This is a genomic window from Stutzerimonas stutzeri (assembly GCF_013522825.1).
Lineage (GTDB): Bacteria > Pseudomonadota > Gammaproteobacteria > Pseudomonadales > Pseudomonadaceae > Stutzerimonas > Stutzerimonas stutzeri_AK.
Genome location: NZ_JAAMQZ010000013.1, coordinates 87,780 through 107,286, shown reverse-complemented (window position 1 = coordinate 107,286; position 19,507 = coordinate 87,780). Strand labels below are relative to the sequence as shown.

The window sequence follows — 19,507 nt, the reverse complement described above, 5'->3', positions numbered from 1 at the left end:
GATGCGCGCCTGTTCATTCGACGAGAGCACCGTGACTGACCCTGCCCGCATCGTCTCCGAGATTTACGACATCGCCGTGATCGGCGGAGGCATCAATGGCGTGGGTATCGCCGCCGATGCGGCAGGTCGCGGGCTATCGGTGTTTCTCTGCGAGCGCGACGATCTCGCCAGCCATACGTCTTCGGCGAGCAGCAAGCTGATCCACGGTGGCCTGCGTTATCTCGAACACTACGAGTTCCGTCTGGTGCGCGAATCACTGGCGGAACGCGAAGTGCTGCTCGCCAAGGCGCCGCATATCATCAGGCCGTTGCGTTTCGTGCTGCCGCACCGCCCGCATCTGCGCCCGGCCTGGGTGATCCGTGCCGGCCTGTTTCTTTACGATCATCTCGGCAGACGCAAACGGCTCCCCGCCTCGCGCAGCCTGCATTTCGGCGCCGACAGCCCGCTCAAGCCGGACATCCGGCGTGGCTTCGAATACGCGGATTGCCAGGTGGACGATGCGCGTCTGGTCGTGCTCAATGCCATGGCGGCACGGGAAAAAGGCGCGCACATCCATACCCGCACCCGCTGCCTGAGCGCCCGGCGGGACGATGGCCTCTGGCATCTCGAGTTGCAGCAGGCGGACGGCACTCGTCTTTCCCTTTGCGCCAAGGCGCTGGTGAATGCCACCGGCCCCTGGGGGGCGCAATTTCTCGGGGAAAACCTGCAGCAGCGTTCGCCCTATCGCATCCGGCTCGTGCAGGGCAGCCACCTCATCGTACCCAGGCTATATGAGGGCGAGCAGGCGTATATCCTGCAGAGCGAGGATCAGCGCATTGTCTTCGTGATTCCCTATCTGGAGCACTACACCCTGATCGGCACCACGGATCGTGAATACCGGGGCGATCCGGCGAAGGTCGCTATCAGCGAGGACGAGATCCGCTACCTGCTGGAAGTCAGCAACGCCCATTTTCGCCGGCAACTGACGGCCCGGGACATCCTGCACAGCTTCGCTGGCGTCCGTCCGTTGCGCGATGATCAGTCCAACAACCCCGCCGTGGTCACGCGCGACTACAGCCTGTCCCTGACGACCGCGCAGCAGGCGCCCCTGCTCTCGGTATTCGGCGGCAAGCTGACCACCTATCGCCGGCTGGCCGAGGCGGTACTGACGCAACTAGGCCCCTATTTCGTGGGCATGGGCGCGCCCTGGACGGCCAGCGAAAGCCTGCCCGGCGGCGAAGACATGAGCACGCCGCAGGCCCTGGCCGAAGAGCTGAAAGCAAAGGTCCAGGGTATCGATGAGTCGCTGGCGCAGCGCTGGGCAAGCCTTTATGGCAATCGCGTCTGGCGCATGCTGGGTGAGGCTCGTGCGATTGCCGACCTGCGTGAATGCCTCGGCCAGGACCTGTATGCACAGGAAGTGGATTATCTGTGCCGAGAAGAATGGGCGACCCAGGCCGAAGACATTCTCTGGCGGCGAACCAAACTCGGCCTGACCTTCACGCCGCGGGAGCAGGAGCGTTTGCGGCGTTATCTGAAGCTGGCTGCTCCGGCTCCTTCCTGAAAGCACACGCCCGTGTATTTGAAACAGCTGGCAACTACAGGCTGTGTGAAAACGTAGCGAGCGAAGGTCAGGCAAGGCAAAAACAGGCGAAAAAGCGCAGTTTACGAGCTGTAAATGAGCATTTTGAGCCTGTTTTTAACGCAGCATGGCCGAGCGCAGTAGTTTTCACACAGTCTGAACTAGGCTAGTCTCAGCGTCTTCTCAAGACGGAGTACCCCCATGGCCCGAGCCACTGCCCGCCACATCCTGGTCCCCACTGAAGACAAGTGCAACGAACTGAAAGCAGCCATCGAAGGCGGCGCCGATTTCGCTCAGGTTGCCAAGGACAACTCCACCTGCCCGTCCAGCCGTCAGGGCGGAGACCTGGGCTCGTTCGGCCCCGGCCAGATGGTGAGGGAATTCGATACCGTGGTATTCAGCGCGCCGCTCAACGTCGTGCAAGGCCCGGTCAAGACCCAGTTCGGTTACCACCTGCTGGAAGTGACCAGCCGCCAGGACTGATCGCTCGCCCCCGCACCTGAGCGTGCGGGGATTTCTCGCGTTAGCCCCCCGCCTCTCTCCGCCAGTCGCAGGTCGAATCAGCCGAAGGCGTGATCCGACGGACGGATTCACAGACAATTATTGGTCTCTTGTGGCGTTCGATTGTCTGCTTGTCGGGTTGGTGAAGCGCAATGTCGAACAACCCCATCGCGCCATACGGGCTATCGTCAAGGGAACAGGACCACTCAACTCCAAGCATCGAGAGGGTATCCACATGTTCCATGTAACCCGCATTGGCGACACACGCATCGACGTGGACTTTTCCGGCAAGCTCGACAGCAGCGAAATGCGCTTCGCCCTCGACGAGCTGATGAGAAAATCCGAAGGCATCGAGCACGGGCAGATGCTCTACCGGGTCGGCGACTTCGACTGGCCGACACTGGGCGCGGTAGCCGTCGAACTGTCACGCATTCCCGAGGTGTTTCGCTTTATCCGCCGCTTCGACCGCTGCGCAGTGGTCTGCTCACGTGAATGGGTGCGCAAGGCCAGCACGCTGGAAGGCGCCCTGATACCGGGTCTGGCGGTCAAGGCATTCGATACGCACCAGGTGACCGAAGCGCACAACTGGCTGGAAGGCAAAGGGTAACCCAGCGGTTTTTGGGAACGATCAGGGACGGTGCCAGTCGGAAATAGTGAACCCACTGCAACAGGAGTCCTCCTCATGCTGAAGTTTCTGGGCAGCACTGTCGGCATCATTTTCCTGATCGGTCTGTTGGTGGTTATCGGCCTGTTCATGCTGATTTTCTGACGCGAACACCCTCGAACGGGATCGCAGCGCTTCGCTGTCCCCGTTCGTTATCATTCGAATCAAGCGAGGAACCTTCAATGAGCCTGTTCGACAGGATAAAGGACAAACTGGGCTTGGGCGTGAGCAACGAGGCGCACAAGTCTGCGGCTCCCGACTCGGGCATCGGCCAGCACCCCACTGATACGGTTGTCGATTCCGAACGACCGGATACAGTCAGCAACGCCACCAGCACTCCATCAACGACTACCAATGCTTCAGCGGCTCCTGTCACCGCTGTGGATGTATCGGCGAAGCTCGATGGCATGGCCACGACCCATCCTGAACAGTTGAACTGGCGCACCTCCATCGTCGATCTGCTCAAGCTGCTCGGTCTGGACAGCAGCCTGCAGGCACGCAAGGAGCTGGCCAGCGAACTGGGGTGTCCTGCGGAGATAATGGCTGATTCGGCGCAGATGAATATCTGGCTGCATCGCACCGTGATGCACAAGCTGGCCGAGCATGGTGGCAACGTACCGCCAGAGCTGCGTAACTGAAGCCTGAAAAGCCTTCTGTGGGAGATTCTATGTCAACGACGGCCTCACCTCCTGTGGTTGGTAGGCCGTCTGCGTCTGCATGAGGGCAAAGGCAATTCGGGCGAGTTTACGGGCCAGGATGGTCAAAGCTTCGGTTTTCTTCAGTCCGCGTGCTAGATAGCCCAGATAGATTTCCTTCCATCGTTTGGTCCGGGCTGCAGACATGGCGGCGTTGTGCAGTAGCCGGCGGATCTCCGGATCACCTTGCTTGGTCAGCTTCCGTCGACCGCTGTAACGACCAGACTCCTTGAGCCGCACGTCCAGTCCCAGAAATGCGATGAAGGCGTCGCTGTTGCGAAAGTACCCTCGCAGAAACGCCAGGTTCAGCGCTGCAGCAGTCAGAGGCCCAATACCCTCGATGGCTTGGCAGCGCTTGCTCTGTTCCTTCAAGCCGGCCTCGTCCAGAGTTGTCTGAATCGCCTTCTCCAAGCGCCGCTCCAGGACGGCCATACGCTTGAGGACCGGCTTCAGTGCATTGGCCAGTGTACGGTCCTGAGAGAAGCTCTGACGCAGCGATGTCGCGCTACGAACGAGCGTTGCCCGACGATGTAACAACGTCTGCAAGCGGCAGTACGCCTTGCTCGGCGGTTGCCAGGGCTCCAGTTGAGTCTGCTCATGAGACAGGTAACGGGCCAACAGTTGGGCGTCGCTACGGTCGTCCTTGTTTCGCCCACCGATGCCCTTGCGATAGTTGCTCAGGCGCAAGCCGTTAATGACGTAAATCCGGTGCCCCTTGGCATGAGCCAGGGTCGCAACATCCATGTGGTAGATGCCCGTGGCTTCGATAGCGATGGCGCAGCACCCAGGTAGGGTCTTGAGCCAGGCCTTGATCGTGCGACGGTCATTAGCCAGCTCGAACACCTCACCAGACCGCGTATCGCAGACGCTCAGCGTCTCCTCGGCCACATCGATTCCGATAACTGCAACTTGGCTTGTCATGGCGCTCTCCGACGGGGAAGATGAAGATCACCTGTCGGGGCTCACAATGGCGCAGGCTTGCCGGTATTGTCGGTATGAGCGGCCACTCAATCCGATGGATTCCTTATCGGCGCTTGTCGTGAGCGCGTGGATGGGGGAAGTCTCCCACCGTCTGGCTTGCAGAAGCGGACTTTGTCCCTCCACCCCCGACAGGTTCCTACCCTAACGCCATACAAGCGGCCTTGCCTTGGCCGCGATTGGAGCCGTACCGATGCTCGGGCATCGATTCGCGGGCATGGCCCGCTCCCACGGCGGGCAAGAGTTGCCGGAGTGCCTCGCCAATAGCTGACGCCGTGCCGGTCAGCCGTCCAGCGACGGGCCAATCATGGCGGCCAATTGCCCATAGACACCCGGACAGGCCACCAGATAGGGATTGCCACGCAACAACCCGTCGTCACGGAAAAAGTCGTTCACCTGCCCGCCCGCCTCCTTCAGCAGCACCAGCCCCGCCAGACAATCCCAGCTCTTGAGTTCGGTTTCGTAGTAGCCGAGCAAGCGTCCTGCCGCGACGTAAGCCGTCATCAGCGCGCCGGAACCATTGCGAAAGAACATTCCACCTTCGGCCAGCAGCTTTTCCAGAAACGGGATGAAGTGCTCCTTGCCGCGCGGATGAAAGGTGCCGGTGCCGGTCAGGCCCTGCGCTACATGCGTGGCTGCGCTGACCTGCAGTGGCGTGTCGTTGACAAAGGCCCCCTGCCCCAGACAGCCATGGAAGAGCTCATCGTGATTGGGATCGGCAATCGCGCCCAGGTACGGCTCACCATCGATCAGCAGACCGATGGACACACACCAGTTGTGCAGGCCGTTGACGAAGCAGGCCGTACCATCGATAGGATCAATCACCCACACGCAGCGGGCGGCGAGATCGGAGCTGCCGCTTTCTTCGCCGAGAAAGCCATCTTCCGGAAAGCGCCCGGCAAGCCGTGCGCGAATGAAGTCTTCGATCTGCCTGTCGGCGATGCTGACGACATCCTGCAGATCATTGCCCTTGTGCTCGACAAGCAGTTTGTTGCGCTGGCGGTAATGACCCATTCCCAGTTGCGCCGCCTCCAGCGCGAGATTTCTGGCACAGGTGTAACGCGCCTCGACATCGAGGGCCGGAGGTACGGAATTCATGGTTTCCCTTACGAAGCGGCGCGCTGCAGGTGCGCTGGAGTGCGGATTCTAACAGCCAGGTCCGGCGGCCTGAATGTATTCAATCCTGCGGAGCGTCGTCGACCTGCTCATGCAGGCGCACGTTGAGCTCATCGACCACAGGCGCCCATTCGGCATCATCCAGCAGTTGTTCCTTGAGAAATGAGCCCTGAGCTTCATTCCAGAACGGTGCCTCGGACACCTTTATGTGATTGGGCAGCGGTCGATGGGTGGCGATGAATTCATCGATGCTGGCTGGATCTGAGGGCAAACCGAGTTGTGCGAACAGGGTGCCAAGGTCTTTGTTGGGCAATTCCATGGTGCAGGCTCCAGAACTATCGGGACGGTTCATTCAGTAGAGGGAGCCCGCCGCGTACAGTTCAACCGCAGGCGAATCGAGACGATGACAGGGCGTTGCGAGGGGCAGGCATCGTCTGCCGATGCCTGCCTGTTTCGGGGGTTGTTCAACCAGCGCACTGGCTGGTGTTACGTATCGAGTCAGGACGAGCGCAGTTGCTCATCGGCAAGAAAATCTTCCTCCAGTAGTGCGTCCCGACCTTCGACTTCAAGGGTCTCGCCTTCCAGCGGCACCGGTGCCGCCGCGCGCTTGCTGCGCAGTTTGCCGAACTGATGTTGCAGGGCGTTGTTCAGCTTGATGATGGCGCCATCGACCGCCAATTCCAGCGATTCGGCCTTGTGTGTGACCGAGATGGGTTGCAGCCCCTTGGGTCGTGCTTCGATCTGGCAACGCTTGTCCTGTGCGCCAGCCTTGACCCCGTTCTCGTCGTTCAGATGGACCACTACCCGAGTGACTTCGTCGTCGAACCGATCCAGCTTGTCGGCAACGCTGGCACTGACCCACTCAGCAAGGCGGGCGCTTCCGTCGATGTGGTTATCGCTGTGAACTTGGATCTGCATACGCTATTCCTTCTAAACGCTCTAGGTAACCACCGCTCAGCCTCGAACGGCCTGACCTAGAAATGCCATTGTTGGCGGTATTAAGCAAGGGCATCACGGAAACAAAGACCGCCAGAGCGCTGTAACTTGCTCGCCGTCAAGAGAACGATCCGCTCAGCCGTCGGGCTGCAGCTTCTTCCTGGGATAAATGTCGTAGCGGCTGGATTTGCCCTCCAGGCTATAGCCCGGTTTGACACCCTCGATGGCCGGCGCCTTGCGCGGGCGCTTCACCACCACGCGATGACTGGCCAGCGTCAGTGCCTGGGCCAGCAGAGAGGCCGCATCCAGATCGTCACCCACGAAAGGCCGGAACAGACGCATTTCCTTTTTCACCAGCGCGCTCTTTTCCCGGTGCGGAAACATCGGGTCCAGGTAGATGACCTGTGGTGGCTCGCCCTGCCACTGGCGCATCAGTTCGATGGCATCACCCTGCCGCAGTTGCATGCGGGCAACGATGGGCGCAACTTCAGAGTCCTGCCGGGCACGCGCCAAGCCGTCTTCCAGCAGTGCAGCAATCAGCGGTTGCCGCTCGCACAACTTCATCTCGCAGCCCAGAGACGCCAGCACGAAAGCATCCCGCCCCAGGCCTGCCGTGGCGTCCAGCACGCTGGGGCGAATACCCGGCTGAATGCCCACGGCCTTGGCGATCATCTGCCCGCTACCGCCGCCAAACTGGCGCCTGTGAGCCGCACCGCCCTCGACGAAATCCACCCGCACTGGCCCCGGCGCCTGATCACCGAGCTGCTGCAGTTGCAGGCCGTTTTCGCCCAACTGCAGCACGAATTCGGCCTCGTCCGCTTGTAAGGGCAGTTCCAGGCGCAGCGCCCAGGCTTGTGCCTGCTCGGTGAATGCCGATGCCAGCGCTTCTACGCGAACCTGGGGAATGGAGGTGGACATGGGTGAACCTGCGCTGGAAAAACCGGCATTTTGCCAGAGCCTGTCAGCGGCACATACCGAAACCACCCATATCCACATGGAAGTGATCATGATGTGCGGCGTTGTATTCCGGACTCAGGGTCACCCCGAAGACATCGCAGGCCGCCGCCTTTACCTGGCGCAGAAAGCGCGCCTTGTCGTTATCGCCTGCCCAGTCACGCGCTACGGTGATGCGAGTGCCGTCCTGAAGATAAAAGCCGGCCAGGTCCAGCGCATTGGCCGAAGCATGCTGGCTGCGTCTGTTGCTGCGGGCGATGTTGCGACAGGCGAAACTGCCGAAATGGTCGATGCGTACCACTGGCTGACCGAACACCTGCTGCGCCGCCGGTTGCAGCCCATGCCGCTCGAACAGAGCATAAGCCGCCGCCAGCGGGCAGGTGGCCAGAAAGGCGCCATTGAAATGCACTGCCGAACCGTTCACCCGCACCGCGTTTTTCACCGGGCAGCCTGCTTGCGGCGTGCTGTCCGGCACCGCCACATAAGTCAGGTCGGAGGTTGCCAGCGCCTGCTCGCATAGCTCGCGGTCTTCCTGCAGGCGACGCAGCTTGAAGGCTGTCAGTACGTTGGGTGTCGCCTGGATATCCAGCGGCGCCCAGGGGTTCCATTGCGGAGGCACGTCGATATGGCCGCGCCAGACGCCATAAGCGAAGCCTGTCAGTAATAGAAGCAACAGTAGAAAAAAGCGTCCGAAAGTCATGCCTTATAGGCAACACAGCGAGACGGAAGTTGGATTCGATGTTTTACAAGGCTGGTCAGTCGCCCAGCAGGGACAACTGCGGCGCGCGGTAAAAAGATGGCAGCGGCAGCAACCCTGGCAGGCGCTCAGCCAACTGTAAATGGAAGCGCTGGGCCAGCTCTGGCGCGCGGTGATTGTCCGGTGTGTGCAGGTAGACATGGGGCTTCTTGCCGGCTTCGATCCAGCCCGCCACCTTGTCCAGCCAGGGCGCCATGAAGTTGTCGTTCGCCTCCAGCTCCGGATGGCCGATAAAGCGCAGCTGCGGGGATTCGCTGAACGCGGTCGGGCGCACCGGAAGGCGTGGTTTCTTGCTCTGCGCGTGCAGTACGGTTGGGTCCTGCGAGCGACAACTGAACAAGGCACGGGAATCCAGGCAGATGCGCTCGACACCGCGGTCGAGCAGCAGGCGGTTCAGTGCGCGCTCCTCCTCGCCACGCTCGAAGAACGCCCGATGCCGCACCTCCACTGCCAGTGGCGCGCCAAAGCTGTCGATCAGCCCGGCCAGTTCACCGAGACGGCCTGGGCCGAAGCTCGCCGGCAATTGCAACCAGAACGGCGTGACCCGCGCGCCCAAAGGTGCCAGTAGCTGCCGAAAAGCCAGCGCCAGCTCCAGCACACCATGCAGGTTGTCCGCCTGGCTGATTTCGCGCGGCAACTTGGCACAGAAGCGGAATCCTTCGGGCATCAGACTGGCCCAACGCTCGACCTTCGCTTGCGAGGGCCAGGCGTAAAGCGTGGTGTTGCCTTCGACGCTATTGAACATCGCGCAGTAGCGGGCAAGGAACTCGGAGGCAGGCGTAGCCGCCGGGTACAGTGAATCCAGCCAGGCGCTTTCGCTCCAGGACGGACAGCCAAGAAAATAAGGAAGGTTCAACGCAAGTGCCCGTCTCAGACGTAGAGATCGAGGCCCAGCACCTCATAGCCACCGAAATCGCTGTTGTTGAAGCTGGCAGTGCTGACGTAACTGGCCAACGCCTGGGCGACATGGGTTGGAAGAGTGCGATCCGCCTGAGGCGGTGCGTCGCGGAATGCCGCATAGCGTTCGATCAGCGCGCTTTCGTTGACCCGCTGCTGGGGCCGCGCAGCCTGCGGCTGATAATCCTGCCCTGCCGCTCGGCTGTCGATCTGGCGATCAGCCTCGGCGGCGCGCTGGGTTTCGCCATAACCATCCCTCGCGCTGCCGATACGGGCAGTACGATCCGTGGAATAAGGGACAGGAAAGGAACCTTCGACGCGCATCTTTCAACTCGATCGGGAGTGCGGCGACTTTAACGGCCCATCACAACTTTGGCAACGGTCGCGTCAGCTCTTGGGCGTGGCGACATTATCGCGCAGATAGACCGGCTGGGCCTGATCGGCCTCCACCGCCTCACCCCGGTGCCAGGCATGGCTGGCCAGCAGCAGCAGGTCTTCGGCGTGGGGCAGCAGTGTGGCATCGAGGGCTGCCGGCTTGACTGCAAGGCGTTCGCCATAGCCCCAGCCGGTGCCTGCACCAAACCATTGGCCGGCGCTGTCACGCGGCAGGCTTGCCTGCTCTGGTGGCAATACCGCCTCAAGACCTGCCAGGCGCATCTCGCCCTGCTGCAGGCGATAGCAGCCCCAGTAGACCTCGTCCATACGTGCATCGATGGCCGCCGCCACCTGCTCCACGCCGTGTTCGCGATGCGCACGCTGGGCGATGGTCGCCAGGGTCGAAACCGGCAGAACCGGGCGTTCGAGCGCGAAGGCCAGTCCCTGCACCACGCCAACGGCAATCCGCACGCCGGTAAAGGCGCCTGGGCCGCGACCGAAGGCCAGCGCATCGACCGCCGACAAGGCGATACCGGCCTCGGCCAGCAGCGCCTGGATCATCGGCAACAGTCGTTGCGCATGCAGCCGTGGAATCACCTCGTACTGGCTCAGCACCCGGCCTTCATGCAGCAGCGCAACGGAACAGGCTTCAGTGGCGGTATCGAGGGCCAGCAGGGTGGTCATTGCATCGTCCGGTGAAAAAAGGGGGGCCGGCATTATAAGCCCGTCCGCCGATGACCGGGCACGGGAATTACCGAACCGCAGAAATGACAACGACCCGCAAGCGGGCCGTAGTTTGCAGCCAAAAGCCAATCAGCTGAGGGCAGCGAATACCTTGGCGGTGATCTCGTCCACCGAGCCGATACCTGCAACCAGGCTGTATTTCGGCGTGCCTTCGACAGCGGACAGCTTCTGATAGAAATCCACCAGCGGCTTGGTCTGCGAATGATAGACGGACAGGCGATGACGCACGGTTTCTTCCTTGTCGTCTTCACGCTGAACCAGTTCGTCACCGGTCTCGTTGTCCTTGCCGGCCACTTTCGGCGGATTGTACTCGACGTGGTAGGTGCGACCGGAAGCCTGGTGGAAACGACGACCCGCTATGCGCTTGACGATTTCTTCGTCTTCCACTGCGATTTCCACCACATGGTCGATGGTCACGCCGGCGGCTTTCAGTGCTTCTGCCTGGGGAATGGTGCGTGGGAAACCGTCGAACAGGAAGCCGTTGGCGCAATCGGACTGGGTGATGCGCTCCTTGATCAGGTCGATGATGATTTCATCGGAGACCAGGCCACCGCTGGCCATCACGTCCTTGACCTTCAGGCCCAACGGGCTGCCAGCCCTGACTGCTGCACGCAACATGTCGCCGGTGGAAATTTGCGGGATGCCGAACTTCTCGGTAATGAAGGCTGCCTGTGTGCCTTTTCCGGCACCCGGTGCTCCCAGCAGAATCACGCGCATGGATGAGTCCTCAAGTTTTAGCAAGGGGGATACCGCCAGGAACGATTGCTGCAATCCCAACTCTGGCGATCAAAGAATCTGGTTTGCCGCCATGCGACAAAAGGTGGAACACGATACACAGCGCATGGAACCCAGACAAGCAGCATGCGCAACATCATCCCATGGGCATGATGGCCAATCGGCACGAGCGCAAAACGACGCTGAAAGACTGTGCGGTGACGGCTGCGACAGCCACCCCGGCCTGCCGCAGCCCTCCTTGAAAAGGCCTAGCCGGTATTGCGCAGACCGGCGGCGATTCCCGCGACGCTGACCAGCAGAGCCTGTTCCAGCGGGCTTTCTGCCGGGTTTTCCTGATGTCGCGAGCGGGCCAGCAACTCGACCTGCATCAGGTGCAAGGGATCAAGGTAGGTGTTGCGCAAGCTGAACGCCTCAAGCGTTTCCGGGCTGTGGGCAAGCAATTCGGACTGCCCGGTCAGCCCGAGCACAGCGTCTATCGCCTGCGACAATCGGTCACGCAAATCGCCGCCCAGTGGTTGCAGCGGTGCAGCGACCAGACGCTCGTCGTAGCGTGCGGCGATCTGCGCATCGGCCTTGGCCAGGACCATTTCCAGCATATCGATGCGCGTACTGAAGAACGGCCAGCGCTGACGCATGGTTCTCAGTCGCTCGCCTTCGCCACCCTCCAGTGCAACCTGCAACGCCCGCTCCCAGCCGAGCCAGGCGGGCAGCATCAGGCGGGTCTGGGTCCAGGCGAAGATCCAGGGAATCGCCCGCAGGCTCTCCACGCCGCCTTCGCGGCGCTTGGAAGGCCGGCTGCCCAAGGGCAGACGACCAAGCTCCTGCTCAGGCGTGGCCTGGCGAAAATACTCGACAAACCCCGGATGGTCGCGCACCACGCCCCGGTAGGCTTCGACGCCCTCCCCGGCCAGTCGCTCCATCAGCGCACGCCAGTCAGGCTCCGGCATCGGCGGCGGCAACAGGGTGGCTTCCAGCACCGCGGCCAGATAGAGGTTGAGGTTCTGCTCGGCAATGTCCGGCAGGCCGAACTTGAAGCGGATCATTTCGCCCTGCTCGGTGGTGCGGAAGCGCCCCGCGACCGATCCGGGCGGTTGCGAAAGAATGGCCGCATGGGCCGGGCCGCCACCACGACCCACGGTGCCACCGCGACCGTGAAACAACAGCAGTTCGACCTCATGCGCGCGGCAGATTTCGACCAGGCTTTCCTGGGCGCGATACTGCGCCCAGGCTGCCGCCGTGGTGCCGGCATCCTTGGCCGAATCGGAATAGCCGATCATCACTTCCTGCGGGCCGTTCAGGCGCTGGCGATAGCCGGGCAAGCCCAGCAGCCGCTCGATGCTGGGACCGGCGTTGTTCAGATCGTCGAGCGTCTCGAACAGCGGCACCACGCGCATCGAGCGTTGCAGGCCGGACTCTTTGAGCAGCAGCTGCACCGCCAGCACATCGGATGCCTGCCTGGCCATGGAGATGACATAGGAGCCCAGCGACTCCGCCGCCGCCTGGGCGGCGACACGGCAGGTAGCCAGCACCTCGGCAGTCTCGGCTGAAGGCTGGACATGCGGCGGCAGCAAGGGACGCCGGCTATCCAGCTCGCGCTGGAGGAAATCCAGGCGCTGTCCTTCGTCCCATTGTTCATACTGGCCGAGGCCCAGGTAGTCGGTGATTTCCGACAGGGCCGCGCTGTGCCTGGCCGAATCCTGGCGAATATCAAGACGCACCAGGAACAGCCCAAAGGCTGCGGCACGCCGCAACGTATCGAGCAGGGCGCCATCGGCGATCACGCCCATGCCGCAGGCGTGCAGCGAGCGGTAGCAGAGTTCCAGCGGCTGGCGCAACTCGCGGTTGTCCCGCAGCACCGCCGCAGGCTCGGGAGTGCCCCGTTCGCGCGCGCTACTCGCCCAGTCCCGCGTGGCCTGCAGACGCTCGCGCAAACCCTTGAGCAGAACGCGATAGGGTTCGGCGGATTCCCCACTGTGTTGCAGCAGTTCGTCGCTGGCGGTCTGCATGGACAGCGCCGTGATCAGGCCCTCGACATCGCGCAGAAACAGATCCGCCGCCATCCAGCGCGCCAACAGCAGCACCTCGCGGGTCACCGCCGCCGTCACATTGGGATTGCCATCGCGGTCACCGCCCATCCATGAAGCGAAGCGGATCGGTGCGGCATCGAGCGGCAGGTGCAGGCCGCTGCTGCCTGCGAGCACCTTGTCGGTATGCCGCAACACGTTCGGCAGCGCCTGCCAGAGCGAATTCTCGATGACGGCAAAGCCCCATTTGGCCTCTTCCACCGGCGTGGGCCGGATGCGCCGGATTTCTTCGGTGTGCCAGGCCTCGGCGATCAACCGCTGCAGGTTCAGCTCGATATCGGCCAGTTCCGCCGCACTGAGATCGGCATGGTCACGCGCGGCGAGCTGGGCGGCGATGGCATCGTATTTCTGGATCAGGGTACGCCGTGAAACCTCGGTCGGGTGCGCAGTCAGCACCAGTTCGATATCCAGTTGCGCCACTTGGCGGGCAATGAACGCCTGATCGAATCCTTCGACCTTCAGCCGTTCGAGCAACTCCGCCAAAACGCCAGCCTCGAAAGGCGGCGACTCCTCGGGGCGACGGCGGCGCATGCGATGATGCTGCTCGGCGATATTGGCCAGATTGAGGAAGTGATTGAAGGCACGGGTCATCGGCAAAAGCTCGTCGTCGGTCAGCCCGCCAAGGGTTTCCTCCAGTTGCCTGGCCCCCTCCACCGAACCGCGCCGCGCCCCCTTGGCCCCCTTGCGGATTCGCTCGATCTTCTCGAAGAAGACATCGCCGTGCTGCGCGCGGATGGTGTCGCCCAGCAACTCTCCGAGCAGATGAACATTCTCGCGCAATCGCGCATCGATTTTCGCCATGAACCCTTCCCCACCAGCCGCATCGTTGATCACTGGCAACCGCTCTGCAGCAGGTGCTGAGCGGTGCCTGGAAGAAACACTTCGAACAGAGTGCCCACCACACTCGCCAATGACAAGGTTACGGCCATTCCTTTAGCCATTCATCGGAACGATTACGGTTCTGCGGCCTCACAAAAACATACCCCACCCCATCCGGCCCCACAGGAGCGGGACAGGGATTGCGGGCACTTCGCGAAATCCTCAGGTAAACACGCACTGGAGACTGGCCATGAAAACAAACACCCTCGAACGATTCCAGCTGCCCAAGCTGGCGGCTGTTGCATTGGGAGGGCTATTGCTGGCTGGCTGCGCCGGCAATCCACCCACCGAACAGTTTGCCGTTACCGAATCCGCAGTACGTAGCGCGGTCAGTGCCGGCGGCACCGAATATGCGGCGGTGGAAATGCGCAACGCACAGGAAAAGTGGAAGCAGGCCGAGTTGGCCATGCAGAAGGAAAAGTACGATGAAGCCCGTCTGCTGGCCGAGCAGGCCGAGTGGGACGCACGTGTCGCCGAACGCAAGGCTCAGGCAGCCAAGGCACAGAAGGCCGTGGAAGACGCCAAGCAGGGTATCGATGAGCTGCGCGAAGAAAGCATGCGCAGCGTCGTTCAATAACCCCCTTCCGCCTCTCAAGCCTGCAACAAAGGATGATTTGCCATGAATAAACTACTGACACTGCCCACCGTTCTAGCCATGACCATCGGCCTGGCGGCATGCTCCTCGCAACCCAATCAGAACCTCGAACAGGCTCGTGGCCAGTTCGCCCTGTTGCAGAGCGATGCTCGCTCCAGCCAGCTTGCGGCTCTGGAAACCGAAGATGCGGCGCGGATGCTGGAGAAGGCCAATAAAGCCTATCTGGATGATGCGGACAAAGAGAAGGTCGACCAACTGGCCTATCTGACCCAGCGTCGAGTTGAGCTCGCCGAACAGACCATCGCCCTGCGCACCGCCGAACAGGATATCGAGAAGGCTTCGGCCAAACGTGCCGAGGCGCGCCTGGAATCACGCGAAGCGCAGTTACAGCGACAGCAGGATGAAATTCGCCGCCTGCAACAGGACCTTCAGGCCAAGCAGACCGAACGGGGAACCCTCGTGACCTTCGGTGATGTTCTGTTCGACCTGGACAAGTCCGACCTGAAACCCTCCGGCATGCGCGGCATTCAGAAGCTGGCCGATTTCCTCAACGAGAATCCGGAGCGCAAGGTAGTCGTCGAGGGCTATACCGACAGCACTGGCTCCGACGCCTATAACCAGCAGCTGTCAGAACGCCGTGCCGAATCCGTGCGCCGCGCCCTGACCCGCGCCGGTGTCGACATGCAACGGATCCAGGCCGTCGGCTACGGCGAGCAGTATCCAGTCGCGAGCAACGACTCGACCTCGGGCCGCGCAATGAACCGCCGCGTGGAAGTCACGATTTCCAACGACAACCAGCGCGTCGCGCCGCGTTCGTCGATGCGCTAGACAAGCCGGAACGAAACGAGAGGTTGAGATACAGGCTGGGACCGCTCCCAGCCTCGCTCGCCGGGCTACACTTCTGATCGACGGATGACGCCTTCAGCTAATTCTGACTTACGGAAAACGATGACACGGAGTCACGCTGGAAACATCAAGCCTGGGTGGGGTTGGAGCGTGTTTGATCGACTGCACGCTCCGTCCTTTTCTTGCGGACAGTTTCCGAAGCCTGATCCTGCTGCTCGGCGTGCGCACAGGTCATGATCACCTCGCGCACCAGACGCCGGCGAGCCGGCGAAAGTCCGAGAAATATCTCGATTGCTTCCCGCTCCTGACGGGCAGCGGATTCATACAACGTCTTTTCCTGTTCTATCTGATGGGCAGCTTCTTCCCCGAATCGCAGCGTGCGGGGGTCGACCCGCAGCCACTGCGCCAGCACCAGCATCTTGTCGTCCGTTGGCAGTACTTCACCTCTGAGCCAACGGCGAACGCCGTGCAAAGTCATGGGTTTCCCCCAATAACGCAAATTGAACTCACGCTCCAGAATGGCCGGCTTTGCCTCATAGCCAGCCTCTTGCAGAGCGTGACACAAGCGTTTGGCGAATTTTTCGCGAGTGTTTTCCATGCCCGCACACTACGGAGAGTGCGGCAGGCGCGGCGTAACACGATAGAAAATGCTAATTAAGCCAGTTACGTAACTTTTAGTTAACATAGCCAGTGCAATCCATTTCAGCGTCAAGTAATCAAGCCCATGCGCCCCCATACCCCAGCTAGCCGGCAGGAACGCCTTCTCCCGACGGGAATTCGACTGATTACCGTCACCGACCCCCAAGGCACCATTACCTACTGCAACGACGAGTTCGCCGCTATCAGTGGTTTCGACCGCGAGACACTGCTGGGCAGCCCGCATAACATCGTGCGCCACCCGGATATGCCGGGAGCGGTGTTCGCTCAAATGTGGCATTACCTCAAGGCTGGCAAACCCTGGATGGGCATCGTCAAGAACCGTTGCCAGAACGGTGACTTCTACTGGGTCGATGCCTATGTGACACCGATATTTGCCGATGGTCGCATCAGTGGTTACGAATCGGTACGCGTAAAGCCGCAGGCCGAGCAGGTGCGCCGCGCCAGCCAGCTCTATGCGCAGATGAACAAGGGGGGCGCGAAGGATGCTTCGGCGCTGTCTCCGTGGCGCATTGCTTCGCTTTGTGCCTGGCCCCTCGTAGCCGCCCTGCTGGCGCTGGCCGCCTACCACTACGCTTCGCCCCTGGCCGGAGTCGGCTGCGCGCTGGCGGCGCTGCCCGCCCTGCAGGGCTGGAACAACTGGCGTCAGACACGACTGCTGCAGCACGTGCAGAGCAGCCTGGAAGGCGCTTTCGACGATACGCTCAGCGCTCGCGCCTATACCGATGCCAGAGGCAGGCAGGCACGCTTGCAGATGAGTCTGATCAGCGAGCGAGCCCGCTTGCGCACCCTGCTCGGTCGCCTGACCGATTTCGCCAGGCAGAGCATGGCGCTGGCCCAGCGCAGCGCCCGGCTGACCAGCCAGTCGGAAACCTCCCTGCAGGAGCAGCGCAAGGAAGCGGACATGACGGCGACCGCCATCCATGAAATGGCTGCATCGATATCCGAAGTGGCGACCCATGTGCAGCAAACCGCCGACGAAGCCAGCCGGATCGGCACGCTGGCCCACAACGGCTCGGCGGAAGCCGGCAAGACCCGCGAGGTGATCGAGCGGCTGGCGAACAGCGTGGCGGGAATCAGCGCCTCGGTGGAAGAGCTGGCGCAGGATACCCAGTCCATCCAGCAGGCCGCCGACATGATCCGCGCGATCGCCGAGCAGACCAACCTGCTGGCGCTGAACGCCGCCATCGAGGCCGCGCGGGCCGGCGACCAAGGTCGCGGCTTCGCCGTGGTTGCCGATGAGGTGCGAGCACTGGCCTCGAAAACCCGCGATTCCACCGCCATCATCCAACAGATCATCGAAACACTGCAGGAACGTGCAGCGAATGCAGTGGAAATTGCCCGCACCGGCACGCAGGAAGCCGACGATGGCGTTCGTCAGGTCATTACCACCCAGCAGGCCTTGCAGGAGGTCGGTGACGCCATCGAGCTGATCCACGACATGAGTCAGCAAATGGCGGTCGCATCCGAACAGCAGGCACATGTGGCCGAAGACATCTCCCGGCAGATCACCCGCATCGCCGAAGCCTCGGACGTCAATGCCGGCTTGGCCGAAGAGTCCGCCCAGGCCGGTGAGGAACTTGAACAGACCGCACACGACATGTACGCCCTGGTCGAGCGCTTCAGCAGTCAGCAAGCCCGCAAGACAGAGCCTGGCGGTGAAAGATCATGACCCCTGGGCAGAGCGCGGTATCAGTCATCGCTAACGGCAAGCCGATAGATTCAGCACTGGCCACGGCCATCTTCGCGGCGGCGGTGGACGGCATTCTGGTCATCGATGCACAAGGCATCGTCCAGGCGGTCAACCGTGCGATGCTGGAACAATTCGGCTTCAGCGAAGATGAGTTGATCGGCAGCAACGTCTCGCTGCTGATGCCCGAATCCCATGCGCGGACCCACAACGGGTACATGGAAAGTTACCGCCGCAGCGGCAGGTCCGAGATCATCGGCAAGGGGCGGGAGGTCATGGGTCGGCGCAAGAATGGCAGCTGTTTTCCGCTGCATCTGAGCGTAAACGAGTTCGATCAGGACGGACGGCGGCTGTTCGTCGGCATCTGCCACGACATCAGCGCGCGGCGGCGCCTCACCGAACGCATCACATTTCTGGCGACCTACGACGCCCTGACCGAATGCGTCAGCCGAAACCCCTTCATCCAGGCACTCGGCCAGGCTATACGCACCTGCAGTGCCAACGGTCGACAGCTGGCAGTACTGTTCATCGACCTGGATGGTTTCAAGCTGATCAACGACAACCATGGTCACCCGCTCGGCGACCGGTTGCTCAAGGCAGTGGCCGGGCGTCTGCGCAATTGCCTGCGCGAAACCGATGTACTGGGGCGCATGGGCGGCGACGAGTTCGTCGCCATCGTTACGCTCGACGGTGAGCCGGCAATGGCTGAGCAGATCTGTACGCGCCTGCTCGAAAGCCTTGCGGAGCCCTTCGACATGGGAGTCATCATGCTTTCGGTGCGCGCCAGTATCGGCATCGCCCTGTTCCCCGAGCATGGCCAGGCTGCCGACGAGCTGATCAATGCCGCGGACCTCGCCATGTACCAAGCCAAGCTGATTGGCGGCAACCGGATGCAACTATTCGACCGGGAACAGCGCGAGAAGGACGAGCAGACCTACCAAATGCTCAAGCGCCTGCGCGAAGCCATCTCTCTCGGTCGGTTCGAATTGCATTACCAGCTGCAGTTCGACATGCAGACCCTGCAGCCCTCTGCTCTGGAAGCCCTGTTGCGCTGGCCCGACGACGAACATGGACTGATTCAGCCAGACCAGTTCATTCCACTTGCGGCGAAATACGGGCTGATGCCCGATATCAGCCGCTGGGTCATCCGCCAGGCCTGTGCTGACAATGCGAGATTGATCGAACGAGGACTGTTGGATGTAGTGGTGGCGGTCAATGTCTGCGCGCCTTTTTTCGGCCAGACGGAATTTGTCGGGCAGGTTCTGCAGGTCCTTGACGACACCGGCTTGCCACCCAACCGGCTGGAACTGGAGATCACCGAGGAAACCGCCATGAGCCATTCAGACTCGGTCCTGCAGAACGCCCGCGAGCTGAAAAAGACCGGCATCGGCCTGGTCATGGACGATTTCGGTATCGGTTTCTCTTCACTGGGGCGCCTGAAGCAGCTTCAATTCGATAAATTGAAGATAGATCGCTCCTTCATCGCCGGGCTCCCGGACAATGACGACGACCGCGCCATTGTTTGCATGGTTCTCGCTCTCGCTCGCAGCCTGAACATGCAGACTGTCGCCGAAGGCATCGAGAAGCGGATGCAACTGGCCTGCCTGCAGGAAAGCGGCTGCGATCAGGGCCAAGGATTCTGGTTCGCCAGGCCGATACCGCTGGATGAGTTGATCGACAGGCTCGACGCTGAGCAGACCAATGCCCGCCGAAGCTCCGTATGCCGGCTCAGTGAGGCCTGACCAAGGGCGCGCGCTTGTAGGAGGGGCCTTGGCCGCGACTTTCGTGGGAACGGGCCATGCCCGTGAAGGGGGCCGCAGCGAGGATGTGGTCTTGTTCGCGG

Annotated in this window: 20 protein-coding genes; 8 read left to right on the top strand and 12 right to left on the bottom strand. The window is 61.7% G+C overall.

Going from position 1 to position 19,507, the window contains the following annotated elements:
* Position 1 precedes the first annotated feature (1 nt).
* From glpD to G7020_RS10495, 4 genes are all read left to right on the top strand, one after another.
* On the top strand, positions 2–1,543 hold the full coding sequence (gene glpD, locus G7020_RS10510; RefSeq protein ID WP_219852643.1) for a glycerol-3-phosphate dehydrogenase: 1,542 nt from the start codon (positions 2–4) through the stop codon (positions 1,541–1,543).
* 219 nt (positions 1,544–1,762) lie between these two features.
* Positions 1,763–2,044 carry a peptidylprolyl isomerase gene (locus tag G7020_RS10505; protein ID WP_181084130.1) on the top strand — a complete coding sequence of 94 codons (282 nt, stop codon included), beginning with the start codon at positions 1,763–1,765 and terminating at the stop codon, positions 2,042–2,044.
* A gap of 253 nt (positions 2,045–2,297) precedes the next feature.
* A complete protein-coding gene (locus G7020_RS10500) occupies positions 2,298–2,669 on the top strand; it encodes an STAS/SEC14 domain-containing protein (RefSeq protein WP_181084128.1) in 372 nt (123 codons plus the stop codon).
* A 239-nt stretch (positions 2,670–2,908) separates the two neighbouring features.
* On the top strand, positions 2,909–3,364 hold the full coding sequence (locus G7020_RS10495; protein ID WP_181084126.1) for a DUF3597 domain-containing protein: 456 nt from the start codon (positions 2,909–2,911) through the stop codon (positions 3,362–3,364).
* Positions 3,365–3,391: 27 nt separating this feature from the next.
* On the opposite strand, the gene G7020_RS10490 is transcribed toward G7020_RS10495, so the two are convergent.
* The 11 genes from G7020_RS10490 to ppc form a co-directional block, all read right to left on the bottom strand.
* Positions 3,392–4,342 (bottom strand): IS110 family transposase, encoded by a 951-nt coding sequence (locus G7020_RS10490; protein WP_181084124.1) that lies wholly within the window; start codon positions 4,340–4,342, stop codon positions 3,392–3,394.
* Between the two features lie 339 nt (positions 4,343–4,681).
* Positions 4,682–5,497, bottom strand: coding sequence for an inositol monophosphatase family protein (locus tag G7020_RS10485; RefSeq protein WP_181084122.1), 816 nt, complete (start codon positions 5,495–5,497; stop codon positions 4,682–4,684).
* 79 nt (positions 5,498–5,576) lie between these two features.
* Positions 5,577–5,834: a DUF2789 domain-containing protein gene (locus G7020_RS10480; RefSeq protein WP_181084119.1), complete on the bottom strand. Its 258-nt coding sequence runs from the start codon at positions 5,832–5,834 to the stop codon at positions 5,577–5,579.
* Between the two features lie 179 nt (positions 5,835–6,013).
* On the bottom strand, positions 6,014–6,433 hold the full coding sequence (locus G7020_RS10475; protein WP_181084118.1) for an HPF/RaiA family ribosome-associated protein: 420 nt from the start codon (positions 6,431–6,433) through the stop codon (positions 6,014–6,016).
* A 153-nt stretch (positions 6,434–6,586) separates the two neighbouring features.
* Positions 6,587–7,369: a class I SAM-dependent methyltransferase gene (locus G7020_RS10470; protein WP_181084116.1), complete on the bottom strand. Its 783-nt coding sequence runs from the start codon at positions 7,367–7,369 to the stop codon at positions 6,587–6,589.
* A 43-nt stretch (positions 7,370–7,412) separates the two neighbouring features.
* Positions 7,413–8,105 (bottom strand): extensin family protein, encoded by a 693-nt coding sequence (locus tag G7020_RS10465; RefSeq protein ID WP_181084114.1) that lies wholly within the window; start codon positions 8,103–8,105, stop codon positions 7,413–7,415.
* 55 nt (positions 8,106–8,160) lie between these two features.
* Positions 8,161–8,958, bottom strand: a complete 798-nt coding sequence (locus G7020_RS10460; protein ID WP_423835651.1) for a DUF72 domain-containing protein — start codon at positions 8,956–8,958, stop codon at positions 8,161–8,163.
* Positions 8,959–9,032: 74 nt separating this feature from the next.
* Positions 9,033–9,383: a hypothetical protein gene (locus G7020_RS10455; RefSeq protein WP_181084110.1), complete on the bottom strand. Its 351-nt coding sequence runs from the start codon at positions 9,381–9,383 to the stop codon at positions 9,033–9,035.
* Positions 9,384–9,446: 63 nt separating this feature from the next.
* A complete protein-coding gene (tsaB, locus tag G7020_RS10450; RefSeq protein ID WP_181084108.1) occupies positions 9,447–10,118 on the bottom strand; it encodes a tRNA (adenosine(37)-N6)-threonylcarbamoyltransferase complex dimerization subunit type 1 TsaB in 672 nt (223 codons plus the stop codon).
* Positions 10,119–10,247: 129 nt separating this feature from the next.
* Positions 10,248–10,895: an adenylate kinase gene (adk, locus tag G7020_RS10445; RefSeq protein WP_181084106.1), complete on the bottom strand. Its 648-nt coding sequence runs from the start codon at positions 10,893–10,895 to the stop codon at positions 10,248–10,250.
* A 266-nt stretch (positions 10,896–11,161) separates the two neighbouring features.
* Complete coding sequence (ppc, locus tag G7020_RS10440) at positions 11,162–13,798, bottom strand: phosphoenolpyruvate carboxylase (protein ID WP_181084104.1); 2,637 nt, start codon at positions 13,796–13,798, stop codon at positions 11,162–11,164.
* 268 nt (positions 13,799–14,066) lie between these two features.
* Here ppc and G7020_RS10435 point away from each other — a divergent pair, with 268 nt between their 5' ends.
* Positions 14,067–14,453, top strand: coding sequence for a DUF4398 domain-containing protein (locus G7020_RS10435; RefSeq protein ID WP_181084103.1), 387 nt, complete (start codon positions 14,067–14,069; stop codon positions 14,451–14,453).
* 42 nt (positions 14,454–14,495) lie between these two features.
* Positions 14,496–15,299: an OmpA family protein gene (locus G7020_RS10430; protein ID WP_181084101.1), complete on the top strand. Its 804-nt coding sequence runs from the start codon at positions 14,496–14,498 to the stop codon at positions 15,297–15,299.
* A 145-nt stretch (positions 15,300–15,444) separates the two neighbouring features.
* Here the strand turns inward: G7020_RS10430 and G7020_RS10425 are convergent, their stop codons facing one another.
* On the bottom strand, positions 15,445–15,915 hold the full coding sequence (locus G7020_RS10425; protein WP_181084099.1) for an XRE family transcriptional regulator: 471 nt from the start codon (positions 15,913–15,915) through the stop codon (positions 15,445–15,447).
* 126 nt (positions 15,916–16,041) lie between these two features.
* On the opposite strand from G7020_RS10425, the gene G7020_RS10420 reads away from it, so the two are divergent.
* On the top strand, positions 16,042–17,646 hold the full coding sequence (locus tag G7020_RS10420) for a methyl-accepting chemotaxis protein (RefSeq protein ID WP_181084097.1): 1,605 nt from the start codon (positions 16,042–16,044) through the stop codon (positions 17,644–17,646).
* The gene (locus tag G7020_RS10415) at positions 17,643–19,406 is read left to right on the top strand and encodes a putative bifunctional diguanylate cyclase/phosphodiesterase (protein ID WP_181084095.1); all 1,764 of its coding nucleotides are present in this window, start codon (positions 17,643–17,645) and stop codon (positions 19,404–19,406) included. Before G7020_RS10420 ends, G7020_RS10415 begins: the two co-directional genes overlap by 4 nt.
* The last annotated feature ends 101 nt before the right edge of the window (positions 19,407–19,507 follow it).